10 protein-coding genes are annotated in these 13,143 nt (G+C 64.7%); 1 reads left to right on the top strand and 9 read right to left on the bottom strand.

Annotation, left to right across the window (positions count from 1 at the left end; all coding sequences use genetic code 11):
* Positions 1–155: 155 nt before the first annotated feature.
* Positions 156–935, bottom strand: a complete 780-nt coding sequence (istB, locus tag A2CP1_RS15415; RefSeq protein ID WP_012634120.1) for an IS21-like element ISAnsp5 family helper ATPase IstB — start codon at positions 933–935, stop codon at positions 156–158.
* Positions 932–2,209 (bottom strand): IS21 family transposase, encoded by a 1,278-nt coding sequence (gene istA / locus A2CP1_RS15410; protein ID WP_012632795.1) that lies wholly within the window; start codon positions 2,207–2,209, stop codon positions 932–934. The genes istB and istA overlap by 4 nt, the downstream gene beginning before the upstream one ends.
* A gap of 103 nt (positions 2,210–2,312) precedes the next feature.
* Between istA and A2CP1_RS15405 the strand changes: the two genes are divergently transcribed.
* Positions 2,313–3,470 carry a hypothetical protein gene (locus A2CP1_RS15405; RefSeq protein WP_012634119.1) on the top strand — a complete coding sequence of 386 codons (1,158 nt, stop codon included), beginning with the start codon at positions 2,313–2,315 and terminating at the stop codon, positions 3,468–3,470.
* A 281-nt stretch (positions 3,471–3,751) separates the two neighbouring features.
* Here A2CP1_RS15405 and A2CP1_RS15400 read toward each other — a convergent pair whose 3' ends face one another.
* From A2CP1_RS15400 to A2CP1_RS15370, 7 genes are all read right to left on the bottom strand, one after another.
* Complete coding sequence (locus tag A2CP1_RS15400) at positions 3,752–4,024, bottom strand: hypothetical protein (protein ID WP_012634118.1); 273 nt, start codon at positions 4,022–4,024, stop codon at positions 3,752–3,754.
* 179 nt (positions 4,025–4,203) lie between these two features.
* Complete coding sequence (locus A2CP1_RS15395) at positions 4,204–7,011, bottom strand: Eco57I restriction-modification methylase domain-containing protein (RefSeq protein ID WP_168165125.1); 2,808 nt, start codon at positions 7,009–7,011, stop codon at positions 4,204–4,206.
* A 295-nt stretch (positions 7,012–7,306) separates the two neighbouring features.
* Positions 7,307–8,254 carry a restriction endonuclease gene (locus tag A2CP1_RS22830; RefSeq protein ID WP_049771368.1) on the bottom strand — a complete coding sequence of 316 codons (948 nt, stop codon included), beginning with the start codon at positions 8,252–8,254 and terminating at the stop codon, positions 7,307–7,309.
* An 83-nt stretch (positions 8,255–8,337) separates the two neighbouring features.
* Positions 8,338–9,174, bottom strand: a complete 837-nt coding sequence (locus A2CP1_RS15385) for an AbiJ-NTD4 domain-containing protein (protein WP_049771367.1) — start codon at positions 9,172–9,174, stop codon at positions 8,338–8,340.
* Between the two features lie 286 nt (positions 9,175–9,460).
* The gene (locus A2CP1_RS15380) at positions 9,461–9,886 is read right to left on the bottom strand and encodes a hypothetical protein (RefSeq protein ID WP_012634114.1); all 426 of its coding nucleotides are present in this window, start codon (positions 9,884–9,886) and stop codon (positions 9,461–9,463) included.
* 33 nt (positions 9,887–9,919) lie between these two features.
* Positions 9,920–10,969, bottom strand: a complete 1,050-nt coding sequence (locus A2CP1_RS15375; RefSeq protein WP_041450527.1) for a HEPN domain-containing protein — start codon at positions 10,967–10,969, stop codon at positions 9,920–9,922.
* Positions 10,970–12,088: 1,119 nt separating this feature from the next.
* A complete protein-coding gene (locus tag A2CP1_RS15370) occupies positions 12,089–12,973 on the bottom strand; it encodes a hypothetical protein (protein ID WP_150106351.1) in 885 nt (294 codons plus the stop codon).
* Positions 12,974–13,143 lie beyond the last annotated feature (170 nt).

Raw genomic sequence — 13,143 nt, 5'->3', positions numbered from 1 at the left:
TAATCACTGCTCCGCCCGCATCTGTCGCCCGGTGCGCTGATACAATCTCACCGAGCGCGCAACGGAGAGCGATCTCTGGTGTACCGCACGATGTCAAACGACAGGGGGAATTGACCCCCAAACGACAGAACTTCTGACCCCCTCCGCCTCGGGGTTCAGTTCGCCTTCTCGGCCCTGCCGAGCAGGCCCGCCTTGCGCTTCTGCTTCAGCCTGTAGCTCTCGCCCTGGATCATCAGCGTGAAGCTGTGGTGCAGGAGCCGGTCGAGGATCGCGGCGGCGAGGATCTCGTCCCCGAACACGGTGCCCCACTGCGTGACGACCTGGTTCGTCGTGATGATCATCGCGCCCTTCTCGTACCGCCTCGCGATGAGCTGGAAGAACAGGTGCGCACTGCGCTTCTCGAACGGCAGGTACCCCAGCTCGTCCACGACGAGCAGCTTGGGCTTCGCGTAGAACGCGAGCCGCTCCGCGAGCTGGCCCTCGGTCTCGGCCTTCGAGAGCGCGCCCAGCAACGCCGTCGCGCTCGTGAAGAGCACGGTGTAGCCGGCTTCGACTGCGGCGCGCCCGAGCCCGATGGCGAGGTGCGTCTTGCCGACGCCGGGCGGGCCGAACACGAGCACGTTCTCCGCGTTCGCGACGTACCGGCTGACGGCGAGCTCGCGGACGAGCTTCTGGTCGACGCTCGGCTGGAACTTGAAGTCGAAGTCGTCGAGGGTCTTCACCGCGGGGAAGTGCGCGATCTGGATGCCCATCGCGACGCGCTTCCGCTGCTTCGCCCCGACCTCCTCGCGCAGGATCGTGTCGAGGAAGTCGAGGTACGTCGGCTCGCCCCGTGCCGCGGTCGAGAGCAACGCGTCGAGCTGCTCGCCGATGCGCCCGAGGCGGAGCAGGCCGAGGCTCTCGAGGACGCGAGCCCGCGTGATCTCGGTGCTCACGCGGCACCGCCGATCACGGCCGCGTAGTCGTCGAGCGTCCGTCCGAGCGCGGCGAGCGGCTGCGCGATGGGAACGAGGTTCTCAGCCGCAGGCCGGCGCCAGAGGCCGTCGAGGTGGGCCGGGTCGATCACCCGCGCGTGCGGCTCGAACGAGCGCGCGTGAACCGCTACGACGTCGCGGCCGTGGAAGATGCGAACCTCGTCGGCGGTGACGAGCGCCTCGACGCGGTCGCGCACGAGGCGGTGCGGAACGCTGTAGCGGACCGTGTCGATGTCGATGAGCGAGTCGTTCGCGACGCGCCGCTGCAGGCGACGGCCGTGCGTCGGGAGCGGCCGCGCGGGCAGCGACCTCAGTGCCTCGCGCTCGTCGCGCTCGAAGCGTTTCGCAGGTGCCTCGTGCGTCGTCCCGTGCACGCGGCCGTCCACGAGGAGCTGCCACGCGGATAGGTGGTCCTGCAGGTGCGCGAACGAGTTAAACCGCCGACCGGCGATCGCGTTTCGCTTCACGTACTTCACGCCGGACTCGGTCTTACCCTTGGTCCTGGCGCGGTATGGCTGGCAGGCGCGCGGCTGAACATCCCAATCGCGGCAGAACGCGACATACGCCGGGTGGAAGATCACGGTCTGCGCCTCTCGGTTGCGGCCGGCGACGAGGCAGCGCGTGTTGTCGCCGAGAACCTCGAGCGGCACGCCGCCGAAGTGGCGGAACGCCGACGCGATCCCGTCGAGCCACTCGCCCTGACGCTCGTGCAGGAACGCCTTCACGAAGATCCGCCGCGAGTAGCTCAACACCGCCGCCAGGAAGTGCACCGTCACGCGCTCGTCGGCGATCCAGACCTGGCGCTCGCCGAAGTCGATCTGCATCTGCCGGCCCGGCGCGGTCTCGAACCGGACCGTCGCAACGTCGGCGGCGCGCTGCTCGCGCCGGCGGTCCGCCACGGCACGCTGCACGGTCCTCACGCTCGCCTCAACGCCGCGCTCACCGAGCATCTGCGCGACGACCACGGCGTTGCCCTCGGCCTCGCCCTCGAATAGCGCGACCGCTTCAGCTCGCCGGACGTCGTCGAGCCGCTGCTGTGAAGGGTGCCGTTGGAGATCGGCCACCGCGCCGCGCAGGTACCGACGCACCGTGTTGCGAGCCACGCCGAGTTCGCGCGCGATCCGCTTCGCGCCCCAGCCCTTACCCGCGAGGTCACGCATCTGCCTGACCGCCTCCGCCTCGACCATCGGCACCTCCGTCGTCGGGGGTGCCACGAATCCCATCTCGCTGCCCATCTCCGCCTCCTTGCTGAGGGCAGAGGGGGTCAGAAGTTGTGTCGCAAGGGGGTCAGTTATCCTGTCGCTCTACACACGAACGCGGGGTGGGGGAGGCTAGGCGATGGAGGCATGGCTCTATGTCGATGAATCCCAGGCGCCGTCGGTAGGTGCAGCAGACGCTGGCCGGCCGTTCCGGGTCGGTGCTCTGCTTCTGGAGGAACCCGTTCCTGACGCGATCATCGCAGCGGCGCTCGCGAACCTCTCGGACGATCCGGATGCTCGTGGGAACACGATGGACGAGAAAACGCTTACGCGCGGCTACTTTCATGCATCCTTTGATTCCGCGAATGCCCATTCCAATCTGACGCAGGCAATCGTCAACGCAGGGCTCCGGGGACACTTTCAGGATATGCAGTGGCGCTTTAATCAGCCCGGCGGGAATGAGCATGGAGATTCGCAACTGCACTCATTGGTGAACCTCCTCGGAGTACTGCATGTTCTTCAAGACGACTATGACGCGGTGAATCTCGTGGTTGCGCTCAGGGGAGGGACTTTCGAGGAGGCGCACGCAGTTCGGTGGCAGAGCGAGCTATATGCGTCGCTGTTGGCGTCCGCCGCTGTGCAGCCAAATCTTCCGATACGCTTTCCGCGAGTCAGCCTAGAGCTCGCGCGCGCGAACGACGCGGGCATCCAGGTGTGCGACATGCTTCTGTGGGCTGTTCAGCGCGCACGGTACGATTTGCTGAAAGCTAAAGGCCGGAGCGAGTGGGTCGAGAGGCTCGGCCTACAGATGAGATCAGCGTCCGCAGAGCAAGCAGGTCCTCAGGCCAGCGCGGAAGGCGTACTCGGTGGTTTTCAGGAGAGGTCCTTTCTTCCGAACGTCTTCACGGCGGTGCCGCGAATACTTGAGAAACTTGGGAACGACGACGTTGCCGAGTTGCTTCGTGAGATCGAAGCCGATGTTCGAGAGGCGTCGAACAAATACGAGAACCAGAGAATCAAGCACCTTCAACAGCGACTCACGGTCGCTCTTGCATCCGTGGATGCCGCGAACGCGACCCCAGAGTCTTTCGCGGAACTGGCCAGGGCTTTCATCCTGGTCTGCGACACACTCCCGATCTACGATCCCGCGGATCCTGAACAGTGCGCGCGCGCGTGGGAGAAGCGCCGAGTGGCCGCGCTCGTCTGCAATCAGACCGACCTCCGGTGGATCTCGATGGCGCGGTTCTGGAGGCAACTAGTGAAGATCGCCCGGAACGGCGGCGCCACCGAGCCCTGAGCCAGGGCCTTCGGTGTTGGGCATTGCGCACGCTCGCTGTGTACGTTGACGCCTTCGCCCGGGCGAGTAGCGCGAGCCGTCTTCGGCCCTCGAGACTATGCGAGGAGCCGATCTCGGGATCGTGGGAGCGCGCACGATGGCGCCCACGAGAGCCCATACCGCCCACACTACGTGGGCGCGTAAGGGCGGCGGAGTCGCTGGTGTTAGGCGGCGAGTCCCAATCAGTGACAGCGCGCTAGGTATCGCAGGGAGAGTTGCCGGGCTTCCTCCGACCCTGCTGACTAGTCGAACGAGGCCACGACGCCCGGCCCCTTCTTCCACGGCCCGTCGTGCCTCAAAACGCCGGCGGAATCTGCCTTCCGCGCATACACCTCAGCGTCGTACCCGCCATCGAAAGGGGATGGGCAGTGCACCACGAGGGTCACCTGGTACCAGGGGCCGGTCGATTCGCGGGCGACATACTCGCCCACAACAGGCAGCCGCAAGAAGTCGCGACCCTCGTTTCGCCCGGGGTCGCCGGGAGCGTCGTAGGTGTGAAGGAACACCTTAGCCATTAGCACCTCCTGCGAAAGACCAACGATGCCATAGCAGTCTGACATCCGGATGCGGGCGTGAGACCAGTGGTGATTCTGACCTGCCCCCCGACTCTAGACGGCCAGCTTCGTGAGTCCGGTGAGCACGGCTCCCGACGAGTGCGCCGTGAGCAGTTGTCCGGTGCTAGTGCTCGTCTCGTTCAGTGCACGACAGCGGAGACCGCGTTGCGGGTGCGAGACGAGCCGTGCGCCGGCGAAGGGGTGTCGTCACTTGAGCATGAGGTGCACGCAAGCAGAGCCTCTTCGTCCAACGTGAGGCCGTATGCACGCCACACGAGCTTCTCGAGACGGCTGTCGATGGTCGCGAAGCGCGAAGACATCGCGTCATGCTGCTGCGGAGTCGAGGTTCGCGAATGTTCAGCCGCGCACGCCAAGAGCGCATCGACGTGCTGCTCGATGTCAGAAGCGAGTTCGGGCTCAACGTTCGCGGGGAACGGTAGAGCGTTCAGGCTGAAGATCCGAACCTCAGGGAAGACCTTCCCCTTCTGAGGGTTGGCCGTCCGGAAGAGCAGCGTCATGAGCCGCGAGTTGAGGAACCCGAGCAGCATCTTGAGGCGAACGCCAGGACTCTTTGGACGGACGGTGTAGAGCGTGTGAACGCAAAATAGTTGCTGGTCATCGTAGGTGGCCACGAGCCGCTCGCCGACTCGCCGGATCAGCAACTTCTCCGGTACGAGGAAGTGCTCAGGCGTCTGCGGCCGGTCGAGTCGTTCTCTATCGTAGTGGATGAACCGGATCGGGTCGGCCGCGTATCGTTCGATGTCTCTGCCCTTCAGTACCGGGAACGAGTCGCGCACGAACGGACGGTCGGACAAGAATCGATCGTCATCGCCGGTCTTGATGCCTTCCTTGACGTTAAGGAGCGACTCGAGCAGTACGCAGGTCTGCTGGAGGCGGGACGCGAGCGCTTCCGCTCGTCCATCCCCCGCGACGTTGATGGCGAAGTCCTTAGCGCGAGCCAGGACGTCTTGGGAGACGAGCCGCCGGTCGTAGTCGTTCGCTGCCAGGGCCCGCACGTTCCGGCCGAGTTCGACGGACGACGCCGTCGCGAGCCCCTTGCGGAACACGATGATGCACGTCGGGACGACCGCGTCGCGAAACACGCCGTCGCCGAGATCGATTACGTGCGTAAGCGTCGCCTTCTTGAGTAGCAGCTTCCGGAGGCGCTGAAACGACCGGTTCATCAGTAGCGTCGTCGGGACGATCATCCCGCATACACCATGCTCGGACAGCAGCCCGAGCGCGCGCTCAACGAACATCGCGAACAGGTCCGCGATGCCGTCGAACGATTCGTAGTGGGACTGGAGGTACTCGAGGAGCGCTGGGGCGAGGAACCCGCTCTGCAGCGACACATAGGGTGGGTTCGCAACGATGACGTCGAACCCCGGGTCTTCGCCCTGGAACACGTCCGGGAAGGCAGTCTGCCAGTCGAATGCGTTCACGGAGCACGTCTCTTCGGCCGAGGCTGTCAGTCGGAGACCGAAGTAGTCGGACGCGACGAGCGAGTTCCCGCACTTGATGTTCGGCGAAAGATCTGGGAGCGCCTTCTCATTCGAGGAGTCATACGCGGCCTTCAGGCTCGCGCCCGATTCGCCGTCGACTACCCGGAGGAGCAGCGACAGTTTCGCCACCTCGACAGCATGTGGGTCGATGTCCACGCCGTACAGGTGCGTCGTCAGGAGGCGCTTCTTCTCGCTCACGCCGAGTGGCGACGACGACGTGTCCTCGATGCCTGCCGTGCGGGACGGGGCCGCGCCCGGAGCGCCTGAACGGTTTCGGAGGAGCGCGTCGAAGGCAGAGGTCAAGAAGGACCCGGAGCCGCACGCCGGATCGAGGATTCGCAGCGGCCTTGAGGTCGTCCTGCCGTCGAGCGCCCCGGCAAACACTACTCGTATGATGAACGCCACGACGACGTCCGGCGTGTAGAAGACGCCACCCGCCTTCCTGACGAGTGGCTTCTCCTCGATCCGAACACGTCGCGTGGGGGTGAGCCGAAGGTGCTTGCCGAGAAACTGTTCGTACGCGTGCCCCAGTACGTCTAGGGGCATGACGGAGAACTCGTACGGGCTCTGAGGGTAGTACATGCGCCCGACGATCGACTTCACGGCCCTTTCCGGAATCCGAGTACGACAAGAGGCACGACCTGGAACGAACAGCCCGGAGTTGTACTTGTTGTGAGCGCGACCGAACAGCTTCGCCATGTTCCGGCCTGCGTCTCCGCTATGCGTCGCCTCGCGAAGTGTCCCGTACTGTTCCATGCCGCGGTCCTCGGCGATGCGCAGGAACAGCAGTCGGTTCAGCGTGAGCTGAACGGCGTCGTTCAGCATGGCTTCGGTCATGCGCGGCGAGCCCGACGCGAGATCCTTGGCGAGGAGTTCACGCCACACGTTCAGCTCGTCCAAGAAGGACTCGTCGACACGCGCGGTGCCCTTCTTCCGCGGTGAGGATCCTGCGAAGGCGTCGAAGGCTCCGCGGAGAACCGCCGTCCGGGAGAACAGGCCCTCCAACTCGTCCCATCGCTGGGAGTACTCCGGATACCGCATGTAGAGGACGCGAGCCGTGGAGGCGCGATCCGATGGGTGGGGGCGGATGCGGGTGTCGTAGACCGCGAACTCCTGGAAGTCGGTCAGGATGCTCAGCGGAAGGGTGGCAGACCAGGCGTAGCGCCGGAGCTGGAACGCTGGACCGGGGTCGGAGGCGAGGTCGACCGACGGCTTCTTGGCCTCGACGAAGAACTTTCGAGTTCCGCCGATGCGGAAGCAGTAGTCGGGGGCGCGCACCGACGCGCCGATACGGAGCGTCGGCTCGTGGACAACGTCCTTGTACGCCTCCGCGCAGCCGGATCGGTTTGCGACGTCCCAGCCCAGCGCGGCGAAGAACGGATCGAGGAATTCCCGGCGAAGCTGCGTTTCGTTGTACTCGGATGCGGAGTACGCGTGGCGCTGCATCTCGAAACGATGCGTCAACGACAGCACCTCCGAAGGTGCGGCCATAGAGCCCCTCCCCGAATCAGTTTCCACTGACAGAGAAGCCGCCGCGCGTTTGCAGCCGCTCGGCATCTGCCGGTACTTGGGGGCGACTCTAACGGGTGCGCGTTTGCGCGCCCCACACACTGAGGCAGTACGAAAGCCTAGCTGAACGGCTTAGCACAGGAGGGCAGGGTGTGTGTCGCCGTGGCTGCCGAACCGAGTCAAAAGCCAAAGACCCCGTTGCCCCAGTTTGTTGTGTGATGGGCGACGACGATTAAGACGTCTTGTTGATGGGGAGGTACGGTTCGCCAGTTTCAGCCAGGTGGCGGACGGCCCTGCAGAGTAGTTCGTCCAGTCGCACGTTTCCTTCCAGCACACGATACAGGTGGGATCCGTCGAGCATCACGAAGTTCGGAGATTTGCCCTTGGTGATGGCTGCGAGCGCCTCCCGCGTGTAACCGTTGACCGAGACGAACAGCCCACGGGTGAACTGAGACTTGCCTTCGATCTTTCCGCGGAACACCAACAGTTCGGACTCGTTGACCATCGTCGTGGTCCACTTCGCTTCGAGCAAGTAGACGTCTCCCGCGAACTCCAGTGAGCCGTCGATCTGTTCTCCCGCGATCCGAAACGCAGCGTTTGGGTTCAGGCCGAACAGTGCGAACAGCCCTTCCAGTAGGCGCTCAAGCCTGAGGCCCGCTACCTGCCTATCGCGGAGTTGGTGAAGTTCGAGGAACTCTGCGCGTAGAGCATCGAGAGCGCGCCGAGTGCCACCACGCGAAGCCGTAAGGTCGGACGCCGGCTGCGGGCTCGGGGACGGAGGAGGAGTGTTTGCTCCGGGTGGTAGACTCGCGAGGAACGCTGGATCCCAGAGTTCCGGAATCTTGAAGCCGAACCTCGCAACGACGTCGTTGAGCTTCGCTAGGTCGGGCGCGGTAACCGGGTTGCCCTTCTTTGATCGGTACCGCAACCCTCCGCGAACAATCGCGAGGACCAGATCGCAGAAGCGGTTCCTCCGAGCGTTGAGCGTGTTCTCGAGGAGAACCGTGACCGCGGGGAGCTTGCTAAACCCGGAGCCCTTTACTCCTGGCCAGAGGTCCCCGACGCCTGCGTCTCTGGCGGCCTCCCCGAACGTGTAAACGGCTCCGGAGGCGGGCAGGTACGGGTACAGGAGGTCCGCAAGTTCGGTGAGGGCTTGCTCCTCTACCATCGAGAGCGTCACGAGGTCATTCCAGAGAACAGGTGTCTGTCGCTCTACAGCGTCATCGGGCTAGGACGAGGGGTTCCAGCGGGCTCGTCATTCAGTCAGAACGGGAAAGGGTTCGGCGAAGAACTGTCCACCGTGTCCGCCATGTCACGCAGCAAGTAGGCGCACATCGCTGCTGACAACGCGACCACCAGCTCGGCCTCCGCGCGTCCAGGCTCCCGTCCTTCGCGGAGGTGACGGCCAACCTCCGACGCGTAGCCCCACGCCTTCTCGATCGCATGATCGAGAGGCTGAGGAATCGCGAGCTCGTCGCGATACCTCTTCATCAGCTCGCCCAGCGTAGGCTTGTGGTCGCCGACGACATCTCGTCCGAGGCACTCCAGGGCAGCCATCGCATGCTGAATGGCGCCGGTCTTGTCCGGCTTCGGTCGCTTCGAAAGGTCCTGGACCGCCTCCGCGAGTTCCGAAGCGGCCGTGCGCCTCGCTGAGCCTTGCAGGAGCTCCAGCGCGCGATGGACCGTGCTCTCGAATCCGACGTCACCACGGGTCTGGAACTTGCCGTTCACCATCTGCCAACCGATTCCGGTTTCGATGCAGATGTCGTTCAGCGCTCGCTGGTACCCGGGCGCGTCTTTGCCGGAGCGAGTGAGCAGCGCGTAGACCAACTCGGCGAAGTCGTAGACGCGGTACCAGTCGCAACTCGCGAGATGGCTAGTGGTCTCGTCCCAGACGTTGGGGTACGCGGACCAGTTGTCAGGATCGGGGACGGCGCGAACCAGCTTGCAGATTATTTCCCGCAGCGAGTGCGGGCCTACATCGCGCTCCGTGGCCTCTTCGGCCACCGCTCGACGGAAGTACGGCGTCGCGTCTTCGCGTATGGTGATATCGGCCGGAGATGCAGAGACGCCGAGTCGCCTCGAAAACAGGTCGTTCATGTGCACGCCAGCATAACGGACGCCGCCCACACGGCCTTGTGGGCCTCTTGTGGGCGGCGTCCGAAAACCCCAGCAACTTCAAGTTGAGGCGCCGGGAATCGAACCTTACTGGCAGGGCTCATCCACTAGGCGACAGCCCACAGCTTTGCGCCCAACAGCCCGGTATAAAGGTTCCTTCCCGCTTGGTTGTGCCCCGCCGTTCCCCCGCTTGTCCCGCGAATCCCATTCGGCGCGGGCACATGCCGGGCACAAGTGTCGCGCTGTGCGCGGCGCCGTGCCGAACCCTTCACAGGTCGAGCCGTGACACAAGCTCGTACTCGTCCTTGGCGTAGTCCTCTGGCGCCACGAAGAACCGCCCCGCAGCCTTCTCTGGCTTCACCAACGCGGCAAACTCCGCGCGAGGGAAGATGAACCAGCGGGGCTTTCTCCCCAAGTCCATGTTTGCGGCGACGATGTAGTGCGATGCGAGGTGGTCGGGCTTGCTCTTGAACCGGATGCGGTGACAGGCAGAGGACGACTTCACCTGCACGGTGATGATCTTGGCCCAGTCGCCCTTTCCGGCGACAAGATCAACGCCTTTCGTGTTTCGGGAGGTTGGCAGGACCGCCCAGCCGAGAAGCGATAGTCGATAGGCGACGTAGTGGAGTCCAGCGTTCGCTACAGACTGCCTATCGATGTTCGGGGACTTGTAGTGGGCAGGGATGTCGAGCATATCGGGCGGTTCCTTCGATGACGTTGCTGGAAGTCAGGCCCACACCGAGGGGCGCGCCTTCCGCGCGGTCCGCTGTGGATCTGTCAAGGAGTTACCCCTTCGCAGAACGCGGTGGACGTGCCGAGTCGAAAACGGGAGAGGTGCGACCTCGCGGCTACCAACCGCCCAGCGCATGTCCTCGACCCATCTGCGCACGTCGTCCTTACTCTGCATCTCCCCCGCGCGTGCGATCAGCGCATGCGCGGAGAGCAAGAGAAGGAACGATGCAACGTCCACCGCGTCATCGATACTCTCCTTGGGCCTCGAACCGCCGTGAACGATACGACTCCGGAGGTCGTAGAGATGCAGTGCCACGCGCGCCAGCGCCGCTCTCTCGGCCGCCGTTCGCCCGAGGACGAACGCAAGGCGATCAGAGATGGTCCGGGCCAACGGCTCGTTCTTGTCTTGAACGAACAAGTTTTCGAGTCCGATCACCGCCTTAATGAGTGCAGCCTCGGCATGGTGGTCCAAGCGCGATTCGTTCAGCCAAGCCAGAGCTCGATCGACGCGCTCGGGGATGAAGCCGCGTGGCCGAAGTATCGCGGGCGCGACGGCGGACAGGCCTGTGCGCTCCCAGCGGCGCCGGAACTCCGCATCGGTCACTAGCCCGTCGCCGGTCCACACTTCGAGTCCCCGGGTAGAAAGTCGGGTGGCGCCCGGGCCGATGTAGAGGTCCCGAACGCCGCGACCGATGTTCGCGATTCCCATGATCGAGTGCAGCTTCCGGCGAGTCAGCCAGTGTGTCGTTGCTGCGATGAGAAGTCGCTCGACACGATCGGCGATCTGGCGTGCCTCAGCGGGTGGCGTCGGAGGCACGCCTGGGATCATTAGCTCCACAACCGTCTGGACGGCGAAGTCGTCGGCCTTGGACGTGTAGAAGTCATCTCGCCCACGGTGGCGTGCGAATCGGTTTCGCTTGGCGAGAGCCGCACCAAGCGCTTCGGCATCTTCCGGCATGAAGGGGCGCACGGAAGCCCAAGGCGTGACGTTTAGACGCTCCGAGCCGTGGAACAGACCTGTTGTCCGCAGATAGTGGGCGAGCACGGGCGCACGAACCTCCGCGTTCACATCGCCAGCAGCACATTACCGCAGGAGCCGCGAACGGTGTGTGGATCGCGCACTTAGACTTCGGGGCGATCCGTGAAAAGAGGTCCCCACCATTTAAAGCCCATCCCCTCTGGTACGGGTACGGCGCCTACGCCGTGCCATTCAAGAGCCGCTGCAAGCCCAAGGCAGCTACGAGCGCGAGCGACCTGCTCCACCAACTCCGTGTCCACCGCCTGAGTGCGGCTCCCGTGACTACCGCAGCGCTCACGGTGGTCCCGTTGAATGTATCGACGGGGGATCGGCAGGTCGCCTCGGTGCAGAACCAAGCCGACAGAATCGGAGCCGCAGCGAAGCCGATGAGCACGGCGGCGAGCACCGTATCGAATCGCTTGAGCACGCGAAGCACGTTCCGCCACGATGGCGCGTGGAGTCTGGCTTTCACCTTCTGAGCGTACCAGCCCCCGCACTTGCGGGACATGAAGCCTTACGCTGAGTGCGCGTAGCGCGGCAGGACGCGACGCCGGGCTGCTCCCGGATGACCTTGCGGTAGCTGCCGTTGATCAGGGACAATAGGAAGAATCCCTTGCCAGGCGTGACCGGCCCCGGGGCCAAGTGCTGCGACAGGAGTCCGGTCGGATCGCACAGAAGCGCCGCGCGACCGCTCGAGATCTCAAAACGGCCCGTCAGCGTGTAGACCGAGCGGTCCTGCGTCAAACTGACGTGATAGAGTCAGCGAACGGGGCAGGGCGCTCCGGCGAGAGCGATTCAGGATCTCGTCGGGCACACCACGCTGGCGATGACGACCCGGTACATGCACCTGTCGCCCGCAGCGAAGGACACCGCCATCGCGCTCCCGAACGCGCGCCCGGTCGAACCCGCGAACGAAGCGGGCACAGACCGGGCACAAGTCGACGGTGTGGATAAAAGCCCGAGTGTTCTCGGGTAGGTAAGAAGTGGAGGCGCCGGGAATCGAGTTCCGGTCCTTGGGCGCTCGATGGGCGCTCAGAGCGCCCATTCCGGAACCCTGTGGGCACTCGCGACAGCCCACGAGCGTCCATCGAGAGCCCATGCCGCCCACAAGCTGTGGGCGCATTCAGATGAAGTACGATCGACAACCTACAAAAAGACGCCGAATCCGAGCAGATACAGTACCGACAAGAGCATCTCTGCGTCCGTGTCACGAGACGCTCCACGTACCGCCACCGATTCCCAGACGCCGGGCTCGACCTCTCGGAACGCGGGGAGAAACGAACCCGTGTTGAGCTTCGCGACGAACGCCGTGTCGCCAGGCGCGCCGTGGAGGCGGACCCTCACCGTGTTGGACTTCACGTCTGGAACGACTACCAGGGCAATCGCGGAAGGCGAGAGGTCCTTCGTACCGGCTGCGCCCGGGTCGGCCGCACGTGCGATGCGGTAGCGCCGATGAGCCCATGCGCTCTGGCCCGCCAACAGCGGCGCGTCCAGGAGATTCGCCGCCCCGGGCGGTCCCGAGGTGCTCAGCATGCGGACGACGGCGCGAAGCTCATCGAGGTCGTTCGCGAGGACGACGTACGCGGTACCCGCCGGCGCGGCGAACCACGAGACCGGCTCGGGCTCGCCCTCCTGCTGACGCGCTTTCCCCGTCCTGCCGTCCGGCATCCCTGGAACACGAGCGGCGGACGCGAGGCGAGCATCGAGGTCGTACCTGGCTCCGGGGCGGAGCGTGAAGACGAAGCACTTCGTCGAGCGGACGCCTCCTAGACTCGGAGGCGGCCCGGACGGCGCTCGGAAGTCCTTGGCGCCGACGAGGAGCGACCTGCTGAGCTCGGCGAGCGAACGCCCAGCATCGGGTCGGAGTTCATCCAGCCAGAAGCGGCCCACGTAGGCGGCGAGTCGCACCGAGTCCACCGCACCGAGCGCCCCCGGTTGCAGCGTCTCCGTGGCGAGGCGACCGGAGGTGAAGACGACGGTTTCAAATCGACCCGTCAGGACGGCAACGGCCTTGGATTCCTCGGGGGTCAACCCTGCGCGCGAGCAGCTCGGCGCGCAGCTCGACGTAGGGCCGATGGTTGGTACCGTGGCGAGCAGCAGGACCAAGCGGGTGAGTGCCACGCGCCAGCGGGATGAGCGGGTCACGAGCCCATCCTGCCCGACTTCGACTCCGAGTGGTGGAGACCAAGCCCAAGAGACCA

The organism is Anaeromyxobacter dehalogenans 2CP-1, from assembly GCF_000022145.1.
Classification (GTDB): Bacteria; Myxococcota; Myxococcia; order Myxococcales; family Anaeromyxobacteraceae; genus Anaeromyxobacter; species Anaeromyxobacter dehalogenans.
The sequence above is the reverse complement of the archived record's forward strand: the minus strand, read 5'-3'. Positions and strand labels throughout refer to the sequence as shown.

What these genes read in the sequence shown, in the direction of transcription:
- istA (WP_012632795.1), bottom strand. Translation starts at nt 2,209, where the DNA reads ATGGGCAGCGAGATGGGATTCGTGGCACCCCCGACGACGGAGGTGCCG.
- A2CP1_RS15400 (WP_012634118.1), bottom strand. Translation starts at nt 4,024, where the DNA reads ATGGCTAAGGTGTTCCTTCACACCTACGACGCTCCCGGCGACCCCGGG.
- A2CP1_RS15380 (WP_012634114.1), bottom strand. Translation starts at nt 9,886, where the DNA reads ATGCTCGACATCCCTGCCCACTACAAGTCCCCGAACATCGATAGGCAG.
- A2CP1_RS15385 (WP_049771367.1), bottom strand. Translation starts at nt 9,174, where the DNA reads ATGAACGACCTGTTTTCGAGGCGACTCGGCGTCTCTGCATCTCCGGCC.
- A2CP1_RS15395 (WP_168165125.1), bottom strand. Translation starts at nt 7,011, where the DNA reads ATGCAGCGCCACGCGTACTCCGCATCCGAGTACAACGAAACGCAGCTT.
- A2CP1_RS15405 (WP_012634119.1), top strand. Translation starts at nt 2,313, where the DNA reads ATGGAGGCATGGCTCTATGTCGATGAATCCCAGGCGCCGTCGGTAGGT.